Annotated in this window: 19 protein-coding genes; 14 read left to right on the top strand and 5 right to left on the bottom strand. The window is 70.3% G+C overall.

Features of this window, described 5'->3' with window-relative positions; genetic code table 11:
- The first annotated feature begins 71 nt into the window (after nt 1-71).
- A complete protein-coding gene (locus AC07AG_RS27535; RefSeq protein ID WP_478758579.1) occupies nt 72-2288 on the top strand; it encodes an MMPL family transporter in 2217 nt (738 codons plus the stop codon).
- Between the two features lie 46 nt (nt 2289-2334).
- Here the strand turns inward: AC07AG_RS27535 and AC07AG_RS27530 are convergent, their stop codons facing one another.
- A complete protein-coding gene (locus tag AC07AG_RS27530) occupies nt 2335-2775 on the bottom strand; it encodes a hypothetical protein (protein WP_478758577.1) in 441 nt (146 codons plus the stop codon).
- 191 nt (nt 2776-2966) lie between these two features.
- Between AC07AG_RS27530 and AC07AG_RS27525 the strand changes: the two genes are divergently transcribed.
- From AC07AG_RS27525 to AC07AG_RS27495, 7 genes are all read left to right on the top strand, one after another.
- Nucleotides 2967-4622, top strand: a complete 1656-nt coding sequence (locus AC07AG_RS27525; RefSeq protein WP_478758575.1) for an MFS transporter — start codon at nt 2967-2969, stop codon at nt 4620-4622.
- A 228-nt stretch (nt 4623-4850) separates the two neighbouring features.
- Nucleotides 4851-5336, top strand: a complete 486-nt coding sequence (locus tag AC07AG_RS27520) for a MarR family winged helix-turn-helix transcriptional regulator (protein WP_478758572.1) — start codon at nt 4851-4853, stop codon at nt 5334-5336.
- Between the two features lie 190 nt (nt 5337-5526).
- The gene (locus AC07AG_RS27515) at nt 5527-6537 is read left to right on the top strand and encodes an AvrD family protein (RefSeq protein WP_478758570.1); all 1011 of its coding nucleotides are present in this window, start codon (nt 5527-5529) and stop codon (nt 6535-6537) included.
- Nucleotides 6538-6732: 195 nt separating this feature from the next.
- Nucleotides 6733-7386, top strand: a complete 654-nt coding sequence (locus AC07AG_RS27510; RefSeq protein ID WP_478758568.1) for a hypothetical protein — start codon at nt 6733-6735, stop codon at nt 7384-7386.
- Between the two features lie 4 nt (nt 7387-7390).
- Nucleotides 7391-7609 carry a hypothetical protein gene (locus AC07AG_RS27505; protein WP_478758567.1) on the top strand — a complete coding sequence of 73 codons (219 nt, stop codon included), beginning with the start codon at nt 7391-7393 and terminating at the stop codon, nt 7607-7609.
- On the top strand, nt 7609-8313 hold the full coding sequence (gene fabG, locus AC07AG_RS27500; protein WP_478758566.1) for a 3-oxoacyl-ACP reductase FabG: 705 nt from the start codon (nt 7609-7611) through the stop codon (nt 8311-8313). Before AC07AG_RS27505 ends, fabG begins: the two co-directional genes overlap by 1 nt.
- Before the next feature lie 57 nt (nt 8314-8370).
- Complete coding sequence (locus AC07AG_RS27495) at nt 8371-9216, top strand: ATP/GTP-binding protein (RefSeq protein WP_478758564.1); 846 nt, start codon at nt 8371-8373, stop codon at nt 9214-9216.
- Between the two features lie 75 nt (nt 9217-9291).
- Here AC07AG_RS27495 and AC07AG_RS27490 read toward each other — a convergent pair whose 3' ends face one another.
- Entirely contained in the window at nt 9292-11739 is a 2448-nt protein-coding gene (locus tag AC07AG_RS27490; protein WP_478758563.1) for a tetratricopeptide repeat protein, read from the bottom strand.
- 178 nt (nt 11740-11917) lie between these two features.
- On the opposite strand from AC07AG_RS27490, the gene AC07AG_RS27485 reads away from it, so the two are divergent.
- Nucleotides 11918-12373 (top strand): carboxymuconolactone decarboxylase family protein, encoded by a 456-nt coding sequence (locus AC07AG_RS27485; protein ID WP_478758561.1) that lies wholly within the window; start codon nt 11918-11920, stop codon nt 12371-12373.
- Nucleotides 12374-12545: 172 nt separating this feature from the next.
- Nucleotides 12546-12941: an iron chaperone gene (locus AC07AG_RS27480; RefSeq protein ID WP_478758786.1), complete on the top strand. Its 396-nt coding sequence runs from the start codon at nt 12546-12548 to the stop codon at nt 12939-12941.
- 50 nt (nt 12942-12991) lie between these two features.
- Here AC07AG_RS27480 and AC07AG_RS27475 read toward each other — a convergent pair whose 3' ends face one another.
- Entirely contained in the window at nt 12992-14020 is a 1029-nt protein-coding gene (locus AC07AG_RS27475; protein ID WP_478758560.1) for a hypothetical protein, read from the bottom strand.
- A 65-nt stretch (nt 14021-14085) separates the two neighbouring features.
- Between AC07AG_RS27475 and AC07AG_RS27470 the strand changes: the two genes are divergently transcribed.
- Nucleotides 14086-14394 carry a 5'-nucleotidase C-terminal domain-containing protein gene (locus tag AC07AG_RS27470; protein ID WP_478758785.1) on the top strand — a complete coding sequence of 103 codons (309 nt, stop codon included), beginning with the start codon at nt 14086-14088 and terminating at the stop codon, nt 14392-14394.
- A gap of 10 nt (nt 14395-14404) precedes the next feature.
- Here AC07AG_RS27470 and AC07AG_RS27465 read toward each other — a convergent pair whose 3' ends face one another.
- Nucleotides 14405-15625, bottom strand: coding sequence for an MFS transporter (locus tag AC07AG_RS27465; protein WP_478758558.1), 1221 nt, complete (start codon nt 15623-15625; stop codon nt 14405-14407).
- 81 nt (nt 15626-15706) lie between these two features.
- On the opposite strand from AC07AG_RS27465, the gene AC07AG_RS27460 reads away from it, so the two are divergent.
- The 3 genes from AC07AG_RS27460 (at nt 15707) to AC07AG_RS27450 (ending at nt 19088) form a co-directional block, all read left to right on the top strand.
- Complete coding sequence (locus AC07AG_RS27460; protein ID WP_478758556.1) at nt 15707-16657, top strand: LysR family transcriptional regulator; 951 nt, start codon at nt 15707-15709, stop codon at nt 16655-16657.
- A 62-nt stretch (nt 16658-16719) separates the two neighbouring features.
- Entirely contained in the window at nt 16720-17277 is a 558-nt protein-coding gene (locus AC07AG_RS27455; protein ID WP_478758555.1) for a PadR family transcriptional regulator, read from the top strand.
- A gap of 89 nt (nt 17278-17366) precedes the next feature.
- Nucleotides 17367-19088 (top strand): acyl-CoA dehydrogenase family protein, encoded by a 1722-nt coding sequence (locus AC07AG_RS27450; protein ID WP_478758553.1) that lies wholly within the window; start codon nt 17367-17369, stop codon nt 19086-19088.
- Between the two features lie 60 nt (nt 19089-19148).
- On the opposite strand, the gene AC07AG_RS27445 is transcribed toward AC07AG_RS27450, so the two are convergent.
- Nucleotides 19149-19565 carry a Fur family transcriptional regulator gene (locus AC07AG_RS27445; protein WP_478758551.1) on the bottom strand — a complete coding sequence of 139 codons (417 nt, stop codon included), beginning with the start codon at nt 19563-19565 and terminating at the stop codon, nt 19149-19151.
- Nucleotides 19566-19623 lie beyond the last annotated feature (58 nt).

The following is a 19623-nucleotide window of genomic DNA, read 5'->3' as shown; positions in this document are numbered from 1 at the left end:
GGTCAGCAGCTCAGGGCCCTGAGCGCTTCCCACCCTCGTCTCGTTCCTGACGTACGGAGACTGTTGTTCTCATGGCTACTTTTCTGCACCGGCTCGGGCTCGGCGCGTTCAGGCGTCGCTGGCTGACCCTGTTGTTCTGGGCGGTCGTACTGGGCGTCGCGGGCGCCGCTTCGGCGGGCAGCAGCGGCAGCGGCGACTCGAACATCACGCTGCCCGGCATCGAGGCGCAGAAGGCGTACGACGTGCTCGGTGAGAAGTACCCCGCGGCCAACGCCGACGGGGCGAGCGCCCGCGTCGTCGTCCGGGCACCCGACGGGGAGAAGCTGGCCGCCGACGAGCCACGGGCCGAAGTCTCCGCACTGCTCGCGGACTTGCGGGGCTCCTCGCCCCGAGTCGCCTCGGTCGCCGACCCGTTCAAGGCCAAGACCATCAGCGCCGACGGCACCACCGGCTACGCCCAGGTCACGTACAAGGCCAAGCCCGCCGAACTGACGGACGCGGACCACGGCCACCTCGACGACGCCCTCGACGGGGCACGCGGCCAGGGCCTGACCGTGGAGGCGTCCGGCAGCGCGCTGGCACCCGCCGAGGAGAGCAGCTCCTCCGAAGCGATCGGATTCGTGCTCGGCGCGTTGATCCTGGTCGTCACCTTCGGCTCGTTCATCGCGGCCGGCATGCCTCTGCTGACCGCCCTGCTGGGGGTCGGCATCACCGTCAGCGCCATCACCGCGCTCACCACGGCCCTGGATCTCAACAGCAGCACCTCGTCCCTCGCGACCATGCTGGGCATCGCGGTGGGCATCGACTACTCCCTGTTCATCGTCTCCCGCTACCGGTCCGAGCGGGCCGTGGGCCACGACGCCCGCGAGGCGGCCGGCCGGGCGAACGGCACCGCGGGTTCCGCGGTGGTCTTCGCCGGGCTGACCGTCGTCATCGCCCTGGTCGGCCTTGCCGTGGTGAACCTGCCCATCCTCACGGCCATGGGCATGGCCGCCGCCGGCGCCGTCGTCATTGCCGTCCTGGTCTCCGTCACGCTGGTCCCGGCCCTGCTCGCCTTCGCCCCCGAGCGCGTGCTCGGCCGCTCTTCCCGCAAGAAGTCCGCCGGTTCGAAGCCCGCCGGCACGAAGCCGCCCCTGGCGGAGCGCTGGGCGGGCTTCGTCCTGCGCCGCCCCTGGAAGATCCTGCTCTTTGCGGTCCTCGGCCTCGGTGTGATCGCGCTGCCCGCGACCAGGCTCGAACTGAGTCTGCCCGACGACAGCACCAAGCCCACCTCCACCACCGAGCGCAAGGCCTACGACATGCTCGCCGAGTCGTTCGGCCCCGGCTTCAACGGCGCGCTGACGCTCGTCGTCAGCGACAGCGATCCGGTCGTCACGAAGAACGCCGTCGGTCAACTCGACGACAGGGTCAGGGACATGAAGGATGTGGCCACCGTCGCCCCGGCCACGTACAACCCGGCCCGTGACACCGCGATGGTCACCCTGGTCCCCAAGAGCCCGCCGGCGAGCGAGGAGACCAAAGACCTCGTCCACACCATCCGCGACCAGGCCAGGAGTGTCCGGACCGACACCGGTGCACTGGCCATGGTCACCGGCACCACCGCGATGAACATCGACGTCGCCGCGAAGTTCGCCGACGCGATCATCCCCTACCTGGCGCTCGTCGTCGGCCTGGCCTTCCTGGTCCTGATCCTTGTCTTCCGCTCGATCCTGGTACCGCTCAAGGCGGCGCTCGGCTTCCTGCTGTCCGTCCTGGCCTCTCTCGGCGCAGTGGTCGCGGTCTTCCAATGGGGCTGGCTCAAGGACCTGCTCGGCCTGGAGGCCACCGGCCCGATCATGAGCCTCATGCCGATCCTCCTGGTCGGGATCGTCTTCGGCCTTGCCATGGACTATCAGGTCTTCCTGGTCACCCGGATCCGGGAGGCGTACGTCCACGGCGCCGACCCGCGCCAGGCGATCACGGAGGGCTTCCGACACAGCGGCAAGGTCGTCATCGCGGCCGCGCTGATCATGACGGGTGTCTTCGCCGGGTTCATCGGCGGCGACGACGCCATGATCAAGTCGCTCGGCTTCGGTCTGGCCATCGGGGTCGTCTTCGACGCGTTCGTGGTCCGCATGACCATCGTGCCCGCCGTCCTGGCCCTGCTCGGCGGGCGGGCCTGGGCGCTGCCCGGCTGGCTCGACCGACGTCTGCCGCACGTCGACGTCGAAGGCGAGAAGCTCGGCAGCGAGGCCCCCGCAGACCGCGAACCCGCCCCCAGGGAAGCCGACATCGCCCCGACCCGCTGAGCTGACCGCGGCCGGCCGCGCGAACGCCCCTGCGGGAAGTCGGCGGTCAGCGGCGGCCGGCCGCCAGGATGACGAGGTACTGGCCGCCGCCCGGCTCGATGTCGGCGGTCACCGGCAACCCCGGTACCAGTCGGGAGAACCGGTCCACCAGCCAATCCGCCGCCTCCTGGGCGTCCCGCCTGGTCGGACAGCGCCCCACCATCTCGCGGCCCCCCTTGCGCTCCAGCCTCCCGGCAACGGTGATCAGCGGCGCGGGTTCGACCACGTACAGGCGGTCCGGCCAGGCGATGGCCACCTTGACCGCGCCCTTGCGGGTGTTGCATCCGCGGTGCGCGAGCCGCTCGGTGACCTTGGCCTTCCGGTCGGCGGTCCGGCTGTCGACGCTGGGGCCCCGCGGGTCGTTCACCGACTCGTCGGGATCGACCGCTTCGTCGCACACCCAGCAGCGCCAGCCGTCGCGCTCGGCCACATCATCAAGAAGACTCATCCGAGCAAACTAGCCTGCCCCGGCCCTCACCCCGCGCACCAGGTCCCCAGCGGGAGGTCCGGCGGTTTCCGGTCGGATCATGGCCGAGACGCGAGCCGTCCGTTGACAGGTGTCCGGTGTATTCGTAGCTTCTCGAATCGTTGGAAATATCGATGATTTGAGTACTCGATCATTCTGGATTCGGGGGAACGATGTCCGGACGAACGACTTCGGTGGGCGGGCGGGGGTGGACCCTGGCCGTGGTGTGTGTGGCCACGTTCATGCTGCTGCTCGATCTGACCGTGGTGAATGTGGCGCTGCCTGACATCAGGGACGCCTTCGACGCGAGCTTCACCTCGCTGCAGTGGGTGCTCGACGCGTACGCCCTCGGTCTCGCCGCCGTTCTGCTGACGGCCGGATCGCTTGCGGACCGCCTGGGGCGCAAGCGGGTCTTCAACATCGGCTTCGTCGTGTTCCTGGCGGCTTCTCTCGCCTGCGGCCTCGCGAACGATGCCGCTGTCCTGTCCGTGGCCCGGGGGGTTCAAGGGCTTGGGGGAGCGGTCCTGTTCGCCGTCGGGCCCGCGCTGATCGGGCAGGAGTACCAGGGCAAGGACCGGGGCAAGGCCTTCGGCATCTTCGGTGGCGTGGTCGGGCTCTCCATCGCCTTCGGTCCGCTCATCGGGGGCGCGCTCACCGATGGGCTGAGCTGGCGCTGGATCTTCCTGGTGAACGTTCCGGTCGGGCTGCTCGCCATGGTGGTGAGTGCGCTGAAGATGCGCGAGTCCCGCGTGGAGTCGGCCCCCGCCGTGGACTGGTGGGGTCTGGTGCTCTTCACCGGCGCGCTGACCCTGCTCGTCCTCGCGCTGCTGCGGGGAGAGGCCGAGGGGTGGGGCAGCGCGCCCATCGTCGGCATGTTCGTGGCCTCTGTGGTGCTCCTCGGTGCGTTCGGCGTCGTGGAGAGGCGTCGCCGCGAACGGGCCATGTTCCAGCTGTCGTTGTTCAGGAACAGGACGTTCAACGGGGTGTCGGTGGTGACGCTGCTGTGCGCCGCCGCGACAATGTCCGCGATCTTCCTCCTGGTGTCGTACGTGCAGAACGTCCTCGCGTACTCGCCCTGGGAGACCGGCCTGCGGTTCCTTCCGCTGACCGCGACGCTGTTCGTCGCGGCCGCGGTCTCCGGATCGCTGACCACGCGGGTGCCGCAGCGGCTGCTGATGGGGACATCGCTCGCGCTCATCGCGATCGGCCTCTTCCTCGTCGCGCTCACCGGCCCGGACACGTCCTGGACCGCGCTGCTGCCGAGCATGTTCGGGATCGGCCTGGGGATGGGGCTGTTCAATCCGCCGCGCGCGTCCTTGTCCATCGCCGTCGTGGAACCGTCCAAGGCGGGCATGGCGTCGGGGATCAACGAGACGTTCCAGCAGGTGGGCGTCGCCATCGGCATCGCGGGATTCGGTGCGGCCTTCCAGGGCAGGGTGAGTGACCTCTTCGCGCAGTCCGCGGCGGGGCGGCAACTGGGCCCGGAAGCACACGAGTTCGGGGAGGCAGTGGCGGCGGGCGGCGGCGCGGAAGCGGTCGGCCGTGCTCCGTCGGGACTCGCTCCCGCCCTCGAAACGGCGGCACGCACCGCCTTCGTGGACGGGCTGACCGACGTGATGTTCGTGTGTGCGGCCGTCGCCGCCGTCGGCGCGGTGGTCGGATTCGTCTTCATCCGTACGCGCGACCTGCACGAGAGCGCCCGGGGCGAGACCGTGGAGGTGGAGAGCCGGGCTGTGGTGAACGGCGCCGACGCGCAAGGGCTCTTGGAGGGCGAGAGCTCCGGAGTGCCGGCCGTGGCCCAGCCCGTACGTGCCGGGGGAGATGGGTAACCCGGTCGGAGACGGCCGGGCTACCCGCCCCGATCGGACGCGACACCGTGAGTGGCACCGGCCTTGGAGGCCGGTGCCACCGCCAGTACCCTTGACGCCATCGACGATCGGCGCAGGGGATGTTCGGCATCACCGAAAAACGACATCCCCTGATCCGGTCGCTCCACTGATCCGGTCGCTCCGCCGAGATCTCAGCAGCACATCAGCAGTGAAGGGGGAACGGCCCGGATGACTGAGGCGACGCCCGCTCCGACGCAACCCGCCGCGCTCGACTTCCCCCTCGTCCGCAGGACCGGCTATCTGCTGAACAAGGCCGGGTCGATCCTGATGGAGGACGCGGAACGGGTGCTCATGGCGCAGGGCATGCGCCTGCGCTATTTCTACGTCCTGGCCGCGCTGGAGAGTGATCTGAGCCTGTCTCAGCAGGATCTGAGCAGACTTCTCCACCTCGACCCGACGACCATGGTGGCTCTGATCGACGAGATGGAGCGGGCCGGCCATGTGGAGCGGCGGCGCAACCCGTCGGACCGCAGGCGCTACATCCTGAGCCTCACCGACGGCGGGCGCGAGGCACTCGCGCGCGCCGGGCGGGCCGTCGACGCCGTGGAGCAGGATTTCCTCTCCGCCGTGCCCGCCGACGACCGTGACCGGCTGCGGTCGCTGCTCGGCGATCTGCTCGCCGACCGCTGGCCGCGCGTGGTCGCCTGCGAGTGATGTCCGACCCTTTTCCGGAATTGCTCCGGCCCAACTGGAGTTAAAGGATCCCTTTTTGAGGTTTCCTTTGGGTGGATCTGTGCAGGCCGTCACAGATTCCCTTGAATAATTGCTTTCCCCTTTGACCGCTGGATAGTCTTTTTTCTGTCCGGGCCGCATGGCTCGCGACACGGGGGAAGGTAAACGGGGAATGAGCAACAAGGAATTAATATACGGATCTCTGGACAGCTGCCTCGGGCCCGGCAGCTCCCGCTTTTTCGGAAGCGGATACAAACGCGTCACCCAAGGCCTCAAGAACATCGCCACCGACGGCTCCGCGGAACCGGGTGCACGCGTCACCGCGCGCGGCACGCTCACCTATCCACGCGACTGGTCGCGCAAATCGGGCGCCGGCGAGCTGCGACCGCATCTGAGCAGCATCGACGCGCTGGTGCTTGCCGCGAACCTGGCGGAGACGCACATCGGCCGGGCCTTCGGGCTCGGCGCCGCCGAGCGGCGCAGGATATGGCTGCGCAGTGCCGATGTACGGGCAGGCAGCACGCCTCACGAAGACCTCGCGGACTTTCCTGTCCAGGGCAGGCTGGTCGCCGTCGAGGGTCCGACCGGGGAACGCGGTCTGCTGGCCAGTACGTTCGACTGCCGGGTCGGGAGCCTGAAAGTACGGTGCACGCTGGTGCACGAGCAGGGCGGCGGCGCGAGGACACCGGCCACGTACGCGGATGAGGCGCAGGCACTCGGACCGGCGCGGGCCCGTCACTACGGCGTGGGCTACAAGCAGCGCGAACAGCACGCCGAGCAGGTCCGCGTCGACCTCGAGCGGCAGGAGATCCGAGGACTCCAGCGGGTCGTCGCCACGGACGAGGACGCGCACACCTGCGGGGCGGAAGCGGCTTACGGTCCTTCGGTCTCCCTGGTCGACGCGCTTGTGGGAGTGGCCCAGCTGGCCCAGATCCTGCTCTACGCACAGGACGGTCTCTCCCGCGGCAGCAGCGACACGCTCTGGATGAGGCGCTTCGTCATCAGCGCGGGCACACCGGTGCGACCACTGGGGCACAGCTTCACCCCGACCGTGCGCACCGCGAGCTCCCGGCTCCTGTCCATGGGCGACGCCCGATGGCGCACCGCGGAATTGGCGGTCGACGACTTCGCGGGGATCGACGGCCGTTGCTGGCTGGCGCACCGTCTGCCCGCCGCCGCATAACCGCACGACCACTGAATCACCGGCGTACTCCTGTTCCGCATCCATGACCGCCGAATTTCTCCGGCCCTCGTATGTGTTCCGGCGTGCCGGAATTATGGACAGGGTGAATTGACGGTTCGGCGTGCCCGGCGCAACAACCGCACGCTCAATTCGCACCAGAGTCACCTGCAAGAAACGCAACGGGGGAAATAGATCATGCGCTTTACGCCCACGCTCCGATTAGGAGACGTGCTCGTCGTACTCGAAGGGCCGGCCCGCATGCTCTGGGAAGAGCACGCTTCCGGACCGGAAACAAGGCACTGGACACCGACGGGACTGTGGCCGGACGAAGCGCAGCGTGCCGAGGTGCGCGAGCACCTGGACGGGGAACGGCCGCTGCTCGTCCTGCTCGACGAGGCCCGCTGCCGCGTACCGATGCTGCGCGAGGAGTGGCAGGCCGCGCCCTGCCTGCTGCCGCGCGACCCGGCGGGCTCCGGCTCCCCGGACTCCTCGGACTCCGTGGACTCCCCGGACTCCTCGGACTCCGTGGACTCCCCGGGCTCCCCGGGCTCCCCGGACGACGAGGTCGTCGAAGTCAGTCTGCCGTTTCTCGACTGGCTGCCCGAGGCACACAGGGAGCGCGCCGCGCGCTTCCTGGCGGAGAGCGACGCGGCGCTGTCCCGGACGCCGATGGCGTTCCTGCCGCCGCTGCTGGCCGAGGAACGGCGGGACGGAGTGCCGCTGAGCCCGCGCTTCGCCCGGCGGCTGCTGCCGAACGCGCTGACCGCGGACCGCCTCGCCGCAGCCGTCGAGCATCTGTTCGCCGATGCGTCGCATTCCTGCGCGGCGGCGACCGGCTCGGCGAGGTGATCCGATGAACCACGTAGGGCACGCCGACAGCGGACGGCTCGGTGTGCGGGCAGCAGATCCGCACACCGACGCCGCGGACGGATGCGATCCCTTCCCCAGCCTGGGGGAGATCGGCCTCCTGATCGTCGCGACAGCCACGCAGAACCTGGCGCTCACCGGTCGACGGGCGGCGGACGGCCGCAGTCGGCAGGCGAAGCACGCCGCCGCCCCGAGGAGTCACTGATGGGTCGTTCAGTCATGGTCACCGGTGGCAACCGCGGTATCGGATTCGCCGTGGCGACCGCCCTGGCGGACGACGGCAATCATGTCGCTGTCACCCACAGGGGCACCGCACCGCCCGACGGACTGCTCGGCGTCCGCGCCGAGATGACGGACAGTCAGAGCATCGACGCCGCCTTCGAGAAGGCGGAGGCCGCACACGGGCCGGTCGAAGTGCTCGTCGTCAACGCGGGCATCACACGGGACACGCTGTTCCTGCGCATGGACGAGCAGGACTTCACGGACGTCGTCGACGTCAACCTGCACGGCGCCTTCCGCACCATGCGTCGCGCCGTGCGCGGCATGGTGCGGGCGCGCTGGGGCCGGATCGTCCTGATCTCCTCCATGACCTACGCGTACGGAGCGCCGGGGCAGGTCAACTACGGGGCCGCCAAGGCCGGGATGCTCGGCATGGCCCGCTCCCTCGCCTGGGAACTCGGGCCCCGGAACATCACGGTCAACATCGTCGCGCCAGGCCTGATCGACACGGACATGAGCCGCGGGATCACCGAACGCCGGCGCGAACATCTGCTGGCCATCACCCCGCTCGGCCGCGCCGGAGAAGCGGCTGACGTCGCTGCCGCCGTGCGCTACCTCGCCGGTGAATCGGGGCGCTTCGTCACCGGAGCGGTCCTGCCGGTCAGCGGCGGCCTCGGCCTGGGCGGCTGACCGCATCACCCCATACCCGGCTTCGGCCGGCCACTCACGACGGGAAGAGAAGACACCATGGGGAACACCACCACCCCCACACCCGACAGCGGACCACAGCGGCTGACGCCTCACGCCGGTGCCACGCCCGCCACCCCGCAGCGCGGTCTGCACCTGGCGATCTCCGGAACGTACTCCAGCGGCAAGAGCACCACGACCGAGACACTGTCGATGGCGACGGGCATCCCCCGCACGCACGCGATGACGTCCCGGGAGATCCTCCTGGACCTCGTGCCGGGCAAGCAGGTCCAGGAACTCAGCGCGATGGAACTGACGATGCTCGGGTTGCGCCGACTCGAGGAGCGGATCCACAACGAGGCGGGGCAGGGTCCGTTCATCTCGGACGGCTCCGTGATCCACGAGTGGATCTACGGCGAGGCACGCATGCGGGTCGGCATCAACCCAGGGGCCAACCTGTTCCTGCGGACGGTGAAGAACGTCGCCGGGCTCCCGGTGAAACGGTTCTACCGCCAGTACATGGACGCCTACGGAGCCGTCGCCAAGTCCCGCGCCAAGCGGATCTACGACGCCTATGTGCACCTGCCGGTCGAGTTCGAGATGAAGGCCGACGGGCATCGGCCGGTCTCCGAGGACTTCCGGAAGATGTCCGACGACCTGTTGATCGAGACCCTGGAGGAGTTGCGGATTCCGTACCACGTGGTGGGCGGCAGCGTCCGTGAACGCGTGGAGCGGATCGTCGATATCTTCGGCCTGCCCCTGGTGATGCCGCTCGACGAGGCGATCGAACGGGCGGGCACGAAGGTGCGCCGGGCCACGGAGGTCCTGGAAGAGGACTCCCGCTTCCACGAGGCCCAGCGGACCAAGTCCCTGCGGCGGCGCGTCTCGTATGCGGTGCGCTTCTGACCGCAGCGGGGTCCCAGGTCCGGCGGACCGGCCGGTGAGCGGCTCTCGCCGCTCACCGGCCGGGCTTCGGCGCCCTCACACGTCGAGCTGCCGCAGGACCGCCTGGGCCGCCGCGCGATGCTCGGCCGCCGTCGTCGGGTCCGACTCGTCGAGGACGACCGCGATTCCCTCGTGGGCCAGCGCCTCCTCGTGTCGGTACCCCAGCTGCGGGGCCAGCTCCAGAGCCTCTCGGTGCAGGCGCAGGGCCTCGTCGGGGAGGCCCGCGAGGCGGCAGGTCTCCGCGTAGCCGTTGAGGAAGCGGATCTTCCAGTGTTCCTCGAACAGGTCGTCAAGGAGCGCGAACGCCTGCCGGTGGGCGGTCAGCGCGTCCTCGTGGCGGCCCATGTGCCGGAGCGCGACACCCAGGCAGTTCAGGCACCAGGCCTCGTTGTGCAGGTGCCCGTCCTCGCGGGCCAGCGCCAGCGCCTGCCGCAGGTGTTCCGCCGCCTCGTCGGGTTCCTCGTGGGCTATGGCCACGCCGAGGGTGATCCGGGCCGTCAGCGTGGGCGGCCACGCGGGGTCGGCGTGGGGGATGGCGAGCACCTCACGCGCCCGCTGTGCCGCCTCCTCGCGGTGTCCCAGCTGCAGCATCGCCCAGGCCTCGGACGCGGCGGCACTGGCCGTGCCCGTGGGGGAACCGGCCTGGTCGTACAACTTGCCCGCCATCCGGAAGAGTTCGAGCGGCTCCTCGACATGTCCCTCGTCCCACTTCAGATAGCCGCGGCGCAGCGTCAGTTCGGCCTCCGACCCGAAGTCCCCCACCTGGGACAGCCGCGTCCGTGCCGCCTCGTACGCGGCGTCGGCCTCCGCCATGCGGCCCGCGTTGTAGCGCGCGAACCCCAAATCGCTATGGGCGTCGGCCAGTTGAAGGGGATCCCCCAGGCGTTCGGCGGCGGACAGGGAGCGTTCGAAGAGTACGTTCAGGTGCGTCGTGCCGCAGCGGCGCGCGAAGTACGCCCGCAGGAAGCGCGGCAACTCGCACACGTGCGTATCGGCCCCGACGGCGTCCGCCGTCTCGAAGGCGGCCACGAGGTTCTCGTACTCCGCGACGAGCCAGGCGAACGCCGCGTTCTTGTCGGTGAAGTGGGGGAGGGCTGCCGGGGGCCTGCCCGCCGAGGCCGGCCGGCCCGGGGACAGGAACGGCATCGCGGCGTCCGCGGCGGCCGCCGCGTGCACGTAGTAGTCGAGGAAGCGGCCAAGGGCCCGCTCCCGCTCGGCCGGCGAGTCCTGCTCCGCGCCCGCCCGGCGCGCGTGCTGGTGCACCAGGTCGTGCAGGCGGTAGCGCCCGGCCGCCGACTCCTGCACGAGGTGCGCGTCGACCAGGTCCTCCAATATGGCCCGCGCGGCGCGCAGCGGTACGTCCGCCAGGGCCGCCGCCAGGTAAGCGTCGAAGGAACCGCCCGGCAGCAGGCCGAGGAGCCGGAACAGGCGGGCCTGGGAGCGGTCCAACTGCCGTACGGACATGGCGAACACGGTGTCGAACTCGCTCGGGCCCTCGGCCAGCCGCTCGACGAGGATCCCCACGGTCCAGCCCGGACGGTGCCGCAGCCGGGCCGCGGCGAGGCGCAGGGCAAGCGGCAGATGGCCGCACAGCCGCAGGACCTCGGCGGCGGACTCCGGGTCGCGTGCCAGGCGGCCGTCGAGGCCGCTCGGGTCGCCGCTGGCGCGGGCGAGGAGCTCCGCGCTCTCCTGCGGGCTCAGCACGTCAAGGGAGACCGGGGGCACCTCGTCCAGGCCGAGGAGCCGGTTGCGGCTGGTGATCAGGGCGACGGACGGACCGGCGCCGGGCAGCAGCGGCCGGACCTGGTCGGCGTCGGCGGCGTTGTCGATCACCACGACGACCCGGCGGCCGGCCAGCTCCGACCGCCAGCAGGCGGCCAGTTGCTCGACGCCCTCCCGCGGGACCTTCTCGGACGGGACATCGAGCGCCCCGAGCAGCATCCGCAGCGCGGAGTCGGGGTCGAGCGGTTCGCGGCCCTCGGTGAACCCGTGCAGGTCCACATAGAGCTGGGCGTCGGGGCAGTCGGCGGCGAGCCGGTGCGCGGCGTGTATCGCCAGGCAGGTCTTGCCCACACCGGCCATGCCGTCGACGGCGACCACCTGGTGGCTGTCCACCGCGGCGAGCACGGCGCTGAGTTCGGCCTCGCGCCCGGTGAAGTCGGTGACGTCACGCGGCAGGTCGTTGCGCGGCCTCGGCCTGCCCTGACGGCTGGACTTCGGGGGCGCGGGCAGGGGGTTGGAGGACCGTTCCCACAAGGGGCGCAGCGGACGGGGGTCGCGCTTGACGAGGCGACAGAGCGCGATCACCGCGGGCCAGGGCGGCACGGTCTGGCCGCTGAGGTAGCGCGACAGTGACGAGGAGCTGAGACCGGCGTCCCGCGCCAGCGCCCGTACGCCGAGTCCGGACAGTTCTTGGATCAGGCGCAGCCGGGCCGCGAGGTCGTTCTGCGGGTCCGCCGTCGCGGTCCTCCGTGGTTCATCCACCAGGTACCCCCCATGTCCCGTGTCGCCAGAAACCTACCGGGCCAAGTCTTCGCTGCTCAAGGCTGTTTCAGCTGTCCCACGGTGTCCCATCGCCGTGGTCGTGGCGGGCGGATCGGGCTGATATGGAGTCACGCCCCGAGGGAACGGGGGAGCGAACCGGAAGAAGGAGCACACCGAGATGCAGTCCCGTATGCAGAACCCCGCAGTCGTCCTGTCCGACGCCATGCCGGCCATCCAGACCCTCTTCAAGGCCGTGCACTCCGGCGGGGTGGAGGGGCAGACCCTGGAGCTCGTGCACCTGCGGGTCAGCCAGATCAACGGCTGCAGCGCCTGCGTCGACGGCGGCGCGAAGTCCTCCCGCAAGGCGGGCGTCAGCGACGAGCGGCTCGCCACGGTCGCCGCCTGGCGCGAGGCCCCGTACTTCACCGAGGCCGAGCGGGCCGCGCTCGAACTCGCCGAGGCCGCGACACGCCTCGCCGACCGTTCCGACGCGGTGAGTGACGAGGTGTGGGACGCCGCGGCCACCCACTTCGACGAGAAGCAGCTGGCGGCGATCGTCCTCATGATCGGCGTGACCAACCTGTTCAACCGGCTCAACGCCACGACCCGCCAGATCGCCGGTGCGTGGGGCTGACCTCCCGGGCACGACGCCGACGCCGCATCCCACCGAGCCACGGACAGACAGAAGGAAGCCCGCCATGACGACGACCACGCACAAGCGCGCGCCCAAGGCGACCGGGAGCACCACCGCCACCGCCGAGAAGGCCGAGAAGTTCGACGGATTCACGGATGAGGAACGCGGCGCGATGAAGGCGCGCGCACAGGAACTCAAGGCGTCCTCGCGTCGCGGATCGCGCGCCGACAAGGCGGCGGAGGAAGAGGCCGCCGTGCTCGCGAAGATCGCCGAGATGCAGGAATCGGACCGCGTGATGGCCGAACGGATCCACGCCGTGATCAAGGAGAGCGTTCCGGAGCTCGCGCCGAAGCTCTGGTACGGGATGCCCGCGTACGCCAAGGACGGCAAGGTCGTCTGCTTCTTCCAGAGCGCGCAGAAGTTCAGCGCCAGGTATGCGACGTTCGGCTTCAGCGACAAGGCGAACCTCGACGACGGCACCCTGTGGCCGGCTTCGTACGCCCTGAAGGAGCTGACCGCCGAGGGCGCGGCGAAGATCGGGGCGCTCGTGGAGAAGGCGGTGCACTGAGCGGCGCGGCGGGTCCGCCTCGGGTGGCGAGGTGGGTGGTGCGGCCGGTCTCAGGGGCCGGGTCGGCGTGTCCTTTGCTGGAACGCGGCCCGGCCCTCGCCGCATGTCTCGGCCACGAGGAGCCAGAGGCCACGCAGACTGTCCACCAGGACTTGAGCCGGCCGGGAGCCGTCGGGGTGGACCTGGCGGGCACTGATCCATTCCACGAGCATGCGGCCCGCATCGCGGGCCGTCGAAGCCGATGCGATGGCGTAATGGCGGCTGCGTCCTTCGGTCGCCATGAACCACATGGCGTCGAGCGATTCGGCCACCTGCTCGCGCAGGCTCTCCAGATCGTCGTCGGTCACGGAAAGCAGCGTGGCGAGTCGCTCCTCGCCGCAGGTCTCGCGGCGCTCCGCCCGCTGTTCGCCGTGGCACAGGGCGGCCAGCAGCCAGGCGGCCCGGGAGCGTTCAGGGGCGGCGTCGAACGCCATCGCGCTGCGCAGATCGGCCATGAAGACGGGGTCGTGGGTCGGCAGCGCGGGAGCGTTGAGCCAGATCAGAACGCCGCGGACACGTTCGTCGAGCTCCGCGCGTGAGGCCGTGGCGAGGTCGCGGCGCCGCTTGAGGTTGGCCCTCATCTGCCGTACGGCGTGCCGGTGCTGGGTCAGGTCCAACTCGGCTGCCGCCTCCGCCCAGTTGTATTCGGGCGGGTCCGCGTCGCGGTGCTCCGCCGGCACGCTGTCCAGGACCGCCCGCTCGTCTTCCCGCCGTTGCAGGTAGGTCCCGAAGTAGGCCCTGGCGAGGGCGGTCCGTACCGGATCGGTGGGCACGGGAACGCCGTTGAAGAACGCGAGGAGCACCAGGTCGTCGACCGTGCGACAGTGCTTGGCGCACTCCAGGAGGCCCAGCACGAGCACTGCGGTCTCCACGGGATGGACCCGGGAGCCGCCGACCTGGATCAAGGTGTCCGGCCCGGGGCGGGGGACGAGTCCGGCCGCTCGCCAGCGTTCCAGGCGGGCCGCGCTCAACTCCAGCCCGGAGCCCGCTGCGATACGGATCAGATGACGGTCGGCCGCGTTGGGTGTGTTCCTCACCATGGCCGTCACGCTACGGAGGTCGACTCCGCGTTCTGGGCGGGTGAGCGCGGGGAGAGCCGCGCTTCCTGCAGCTCTCATCGGCCCTGCGCTACTCGGTCGAGCTGACCCGCAAGGGCGCCGACCGGCTGCTCACGGACACCGTCAGGGTGAAGGGCAAGGCGGTGGGACCCGCCGACACGTACCGCGTGACCGTCGACGACTTCCTGGCCAACGGCGGAAACGGCTTCACGGAGTTCACGAAGGGCACCCACCGCGACGGCGGCGACGTGACCGACCTCGAGGCGCTGGTGGAGTACCTGGACAAGAACTCCACACCGGAAGCCCCGATCGGCCCTCCGGCTCCAGGGCGCATCACGTTCGTCGGGGCGAAGTAGACCCAGGACATCAGGGGCCGACGACGGAGGCGGCACGTCCCCGTGCCCACACGGCGACGGCCCCGGTGGCCAGGGCCGCGCCCAGTGCGCAGACTCCGGGCCAGCCCGCGGCCGCCCAGACGACGGAGGCGAGCGCGGAGCCCAGGGCTCCGCCGAGGAAGAGACTCGTCGCGAACGCCGAGTTGATGCGGTTGCGGGCCTTGGCATCGAGCGCGAACAGGAGGGTCTGGCTGCTGTTGAGGACCGCCTGCTGGCCGATGTTCAGGGCCACCACACCGACCGCGAGCCAGGCCAGGGAGTGTTCTCCCGCCAGCAGGATCAGCCAGCCCGTGAGCAGCAGGGCGGTGGCGACGCCGGTCACCCGCTGGACATGGCCGCGGTCGCTGAGCCGCGCCGCGAACGTCATCGCCAGCACACCCACGGCACCGAACAGGCCGAACAGGCCGATCGCGGGCGCGGACCAGTGGAAGGGAGGACCGGCCAACAGGAAGGTGAGTGCGGTGAGTTGGACGCTGTACGAGGCGAAGGACAAGGCGCCGAGCAGGGCGCGGCGGCGCAGCACCGGCTCCTCCCGAAGCAGGGAGAGGGTGGAGCGCAGCAGGGCCGGGTAGCGCAGGTCGGCGGTGACCGCCAGGTGCGGCAGGCGGCGGTGGAGCGTGAGGGCCGCGCCCGTCATCAGGACGGCGAGGACCCAGTACGCGGTGCGCCAGCCGCCCAGTTCGGACAGACCGCCCGCAGCGGTCCGGGCCAGCAGGCCGCCGAGCAGAACGCCCGACATGACGGTGGCGACGGCACGACCCCGGGTCTCGGCGGTGGCCAGGGCGGCGGCGTGGGCGACCACGACCTGGGCGCCGACCGAGGTGAGGGCCGCCAGGATGGTGCCGGCGAGAAGGACCGGGCCGCTGGGTGCGAGGGCGGAGACGGTGAGGAACAGGGCGGTGGCCAGGAACAGGGTCACCGCGAGCCGGCGCCGGTCGATGACGTCGCCGAGGGGGACGATCAGCAGCAGCCCGAGCGCGTACCCCGCCTGCGAGGCGGTGACCACGAGCCCCGCAAGGACGCTGCCCAGCTGGAGGTCCTGGGAGATGAGGTCGAGCAGCGGCTGGGCGATGTAGTTGCCCGCGGCGGACAGGCCGGTGGCGACGGCCATGAGGAGCAGCAGGCCGCGGCGCGGGGTGCCGTGCTCCTCCGGATCCGCGACGCGGTGGTGGTGAAGTCCCGTCTGTGTCATGGCAGTCAGCCTGCGGCCGTCCCCATTGATGAGTCCAACACATTCTTGTCATCCGAACGATCGCTCAGCACGATGGATCGTATGGAGCTGCAGCAGTTGCGCTATGTCGTCGCCGTCGCCGAGACGGGTGGGTTCACGCGTGCCGCCGAGCGGTGTCTGGTGGTGCAGTCCGCGCTCAGCCATCAGATCGGGAAGCTGGAGAAGGAGCTCGGGGCGCGGCTGTTCGAGCGGACCAGCAGAAGGGTGGCGCTCACACCGGCGGGCGAGGCGTTCCTGCCCGCCGCGCGGCAGGCACTGGAGGCCGCGGAGCGTGCGCGGGCCGAGGTGGCCGCGGCGACGGGGGAGATCCGGGGGCGCCTTGCCATCGGGGCGATCTCGACGGTGACGGCGGTCGACGTGCCGGGGCTGATGCGTGCCTATCACACCACGTATCCGCAGGTCACGATGCGGCTGATCGACGGCATGAGCGAGGCTCTGGTGCGCGGGGTGCGGGAAGGGGCCCTCGATCTGGCGTTCCTGGGTGTGCCGCCTTCGTTCCGTACGGACGATCCCGGCCTGGGCACTCGGACGCTCGTGGTCGACCGCCATGTGGTGGTCGTGGCCCCCGACCACCCGCTGGCGGACGAGGCGTCGGGTGACCCGGTGTCGCTCGCGCGGTTGGCGGACGAGGTGTTCGTGGACTTTCCCGCGGGCATCGCCGCGCGGGCGCAGACGGACGAGGCGTTCCAGGCCGCGGGGCTGCGGCGCGAGGTGGCGTTCGAGGCCAAGGGCCTGGAGTTCTTCGCCGACTTGGTGCGCGGCGGGCTCGGCATCGCGCTGCTGCCGTCGCGCCTGGTGCCGAGGCTTTCCCGGCTGACGGTGGTGCCGGTGAAGGACGGGCCGGTCCGCGAGGAGCGGCTGGTGTGGAGCCGGACGCGGACCTCACCGGCGGCGGCCGCGTTCCTGGAGTCGATGCCGGGTCGACCGGCGGCGGGGGAGCGAGAGCAACCGGCACCAGGATGGCACCCGATCGGTACCCGATCACCCGGGTGAGCCGTGTCTCACCAGGGCGGCTCCCCTTGTCTATGCAACGAGTTGCATAGCAGGATCGGGGCATGGCGCTAGAGCACGCGATCCTCGTCTCGCTCCTTGAGAAACCGGGCTCCGGCTATGAGCTGGCCCGGCGGTTCGAGCGGTCCATCGGATACTTCTGGACCGCCACCCACCAGCAGATCTACCGCGTCCTCAAGCGCATGGAGAGCGACGGCTGGATCGATGTCCGCGAGGTTCCGCAGCAGGCACGGCCGGACAAGAAGGAGTACTCCGTCGCCGCCCTCGGGCGGTCCGCGCTCTCCCAGTGGCTGCACGAGCCCATCGAACCCGAGAGCGTGCGGCACGAGCTGGCCGTGAAGATCCGCGGCGCGGCCTTCGACGACCCGGTCGCCCTGATCCGTGAGGTCGAGCGGCACCGCCAGGCGCACACCGAGCGGCTCGCGCGCTATCTCGCGGGGGAGCGGCGTGACTTCACCGGACCGGAAGCGCCCGCGACGCCCGATGCCGGTCAGGAGCTCCAGCATGTCGTGCTGCGCGGAGGCATCGCGTACGAACGCATGACGCTCGCCTGGCTCGACGACGTGCTCGACACCCTGCACCGGCTCGGTCCCGAGGACTGAACCGGCACAGCGCGCCACACCGCCCCTTCACCTCACCCCACCGTTCCCACCATCACCCCTCACCTCCCGAGCCGGAAAGGCGAACAACCATGGCCGACCCGCTGCTGTTCAACCCGCGCACCTATGACCCGACGCATTTCGACCCCGAGACCCGCAGGCTGCTGCGCGCGACCGTCGACTGGTTCGAGGCCCGTGGCAAGCGCCGGCTGATCGAGGACTACCGCACCCGCGCCTGGCTTGCGGACTTCATCGAGTTCTCCGCCAAGGAAGACCTCTTCGCGACCTTCCTCACCCCGGCCTCCGCGGCCGAGGGGAAGCAGGACGCGCGCTGGGACACCGCCCGGATCGCCGCCCTCAACGAGATCTTCGGCTTCTACGGGCTCGACTACTGGTACGCGTGGCAGGTCACCATCCTCGGCCTCGGCCCGGTCTGGCAGAGCGAGAACGCGGCCGCCCGTACCCGCGCGGCGGAACTCCTCTCCCAGGGCGAGGTGTTCGCGTTCGGCCTTTCGGAGAAGACCCACGGCGCCGACATCTACTCCACCGACATGCTGCTCGAGCCCGACGGCAACGGCGGCTTCCGGGCCAGCGGTTCCAAGTACTACATCGGCAACGGCAACGAGGCCGGGCTCGTCTCCGTCTTCGGCCGCCGCACCGACGTCGAGGGCCCCGACGGCTATGTCTTCTTCGCCGCCGACAGCCGCCACGAGGCGTACCACCTCGTCAAGAACGTCGTCGACTCCTCGAAGTACGTCAGCGAATTCCGTCTGGAGAACTACCCGGTCGGCCCCGACGACGTACTGCACACCGGTCGCGCCGCCTTCGACGCCGCCCTCAACACCGTCAACGTCGGCAAGTTCAACCTCTGCACCGCCTCGATCGGCATCTGCGAGCACGCGATGTACGAGGCCGTCACCCACGCGCACAACCGCATCCTCTACGGCCGCCCCGTCACCGCCTTCCCGCACGTGCGCCGCGAGCTGGCCGACGCGTACGTCCGCCTCGTCGGGATGAAGCTGTTCAGCGACCGCGCCGTCGACTACTTCCGCTCCGCGGGCCCCGACGACCGCCGCTACCTCCTCTTCAACCCCATGACGAAGATGAAGGTGACCACGGAGGGCGAGAAGGTCATCGACCTGATGTGGGACGTCATCGCGGCCAAGGGCTTCGAGAAGGACACCTACTTCGCCCAGGCCGCCGTCGAGATCCGCGGCCTGCCGAAGCTGGAGGGCACGGTCCATGTCAACCTCGCCCTGATCCTCAAGTTCATGGGCAACCACCTCCTGAACCCGGCCGAGTACGAGCCCGTGCCGACCCGCCTGGACGCGGCCGACGACGACTTCCTCTTCCGGCAGGGGCCGGCCCGCGGCCTGGGTGCCATCCGCTTCCACGACTGGCGCACCGCCTACGACGCGTACGCCGATGTGCCCAACGTCGCCCGCTTCCGCGAGCAGGCGGACGCCCTGTGCGAGTTCGTCAAGACGGCCGCCCCGGACAAGGAGCAGAGCAGCGACCTCGACCTCCTCCTCGCCGTCGGCCAGCTGTTCGCCCTTGTCGTGCACGGCCAGCTGATCCTGGAGCAGGCGCGCCTGACGGGCCTCGATCAGGACGTGCTCGACGAACTGTTCTCCGTTCTCGTACGCGACTTCTCCACGCACGCGGTCGAACTGCACGGCAAGGACTCCGCCACCGCACAGCAGCAGAGCTGGGCGCTGGGCGCGGTGCGCCGCCCGGTCGTCGACGAGGCCCGCTCGGCGCGGGTGTGGGAGCGGGTGGAGGCACTGGCCGGGGAGTACGAGATGGCGCCGTAGCCCTCCCTGTTCAAAAGCCCCCGGTCCGCATGTCGGGCCGGGGGCTTCTGACGTGCCGGCTCACCCCCGAGCGACGCAGTCCGGGCACAGCCCCCGATAGGTCACCTCGGCCTCGGAGACCGTGAAGCCGAAGCGTTCGGAGGCCGGTAGTGCGGCCAGGGGGTCGCCGCCGGGGTGTACGTCGCGGATGGCGCCGCAGCCCGAGCAGACCAGGTGCTGGTGGGGGTGGTGGGCGTTCGGGTCGTACCGCTTCGCGCGGCCGGTGGACACCTCGATCACCTCGCCGAGGGAGACCAGCTCACCGAGGGTGTTGTAGACGGTCGCGCGAGAGATCTCCGGCAGCCGGGCGGTGGCGCGTGCGAGCACCTCGTCCGCGGTGAGGTGGACGTGTTCGCCGTCGAGTACCTCGGCGACCACTCGGCGCTGGGCGGTCATCCTCCAGCCACGTCCGCGGAGCCGTTCCAGGAGATCGCTCATGCTTACCAGCCTAACTGTGCGTCGTCTGACGACTGAATTCGTACGGACCCGTCTGTCG

It is taken from the genome of Streptomyces sp. NPDC044044 (assembly GCF_056434405.1).
The sequence above is the reverse complement of the archived record's forward strand: the minus strand, read 5'-3'. Positions and strand labels throughout refer to the sequence as shown.

Excerpts from the sequence above, each read along its gene's own strand:
- AC07AG_RS27535 (WP_478758579.1), top strand. The coding sequence starts at position 72 with ATGGCTACTTTTCTGCACCGGCTCGGGCTCGGCGCGTTCAGGCGTCGC.
- AC07AG_RS27530 (WP_478758577.1), bottom strand. The coding sequence starts at position 2,775 with ATGAGTCTTCTTGATGATGTGGCCGAGCGCGACGGCTGGCGCTGCTGG.
- AC07AG_RS27525 (WP_478758575.1), top strand. The coding sequence starts at position 2,967 with ATGTCCGGACGAACGACTTCGGTGGGCGGGCGGGGGTGGACCCTGGCC.
- AC07AG_RS27520 (WP_478758572.1), top strand. The coding sequence starts at position 4,851 with ATGACTGAGGCGACGCCCGCTCCGACGCAACCCGCCGCGCTCGACTTC.
- AC07AG_RS27515 (WP_478758570.1), top strand. The coding sequence starts at position 5,527 with ATGAGCAACAAGGAATTAATATACGGATCTCTGGACAGCTGCCTCGGG.
- AC07AG_RS27510 (WP_478758568.1), top strand. The coding sequence starts at position 6,733 with ATGCGCTTTACGCCCACGCTCCGATTAGGAGACGTGCTCGTCGTACTC.
- AC07AG_RS27505 (WP_478758567.1), top strand. The coding sequence starts at position 7,391 with ATGAACCACGTAGGGCACGCCGACAGCGGACGGCTCGGTGTGCGGGCA.
- fabG (WP_478758566.1), top strand. The coding sequence starts at position 7,609 with ATGGGTCGTTCAGTCATGGTCACCGGTGGCAACCGCGGTATCGGATTC.
- AC07AG_RS27495 (WP_478758564.1), top strand. The coding sequence starts at position 8,371 with ATGGGGAACACCACCACCCCCACACCCGACAGCGGACCACAGCGGCTG.
- AC07AG_RS27485 (WP_478758561.1), top strand. The coding sequence starts at position 11,918 with ATGCAGTCCCGTATGCAGAACCCCGCAGTCGTCCTGTCCGACGCCATG.
- AC07AG_RS27480 (WP_478758786.1), top strand. The coding sequence starts at position 12,546 with ATGAAGGCGCGCGCACAGGAACTCAAGGCGTCCTCGCGTCGCGGATCG.
- AC07AG_RS27475 (WP_478758560.1), bottom strand. The coding sequence starts at position 14,020 with ATGGTGAGGAACACACCCAACGCGGCCGACCGTCATCTGATCCGTATC.
- AC07AG_RS27465 (WP_478758558.1), bottom strand. The coding sequence starts at position 15,625 with ATGACACAGACGGGACTTCACCACCACCGCGTCGCGGATCCGGAGGAG.
- AC07AG_RS27460 (WP_478758556.1), top strand. The coding sequence starts at position 15,707 with ATGGAGCTGCAGCAGTTGCGCTATGTCGTCGCCGTCGCCGAGACGGGT.
- AC07AG_RS27455 (WP_478758555.1), top strand. The coding sequence starts at position 16,720 with ATGGCGCTAGAGCACGCGATCCTCGTCTCGCTCCTTGAGAAACCGGGC.
- AC07AG_RS27450 (WP_478758553.1), top strand. The coding sequence starts at position 17,367 with ATGGCCGACCCGCTGCTGTTCAACCCGCGCACCTATGACCCGACGCAT.
- AC07AG_RS27445 (WP_478758551.1), bottom strand. The coding sequence starts at position 19,565 with ATGAGCGATCTCCTGGAACGGCTCCGCGGACGTGGCTGGAGGATGACC.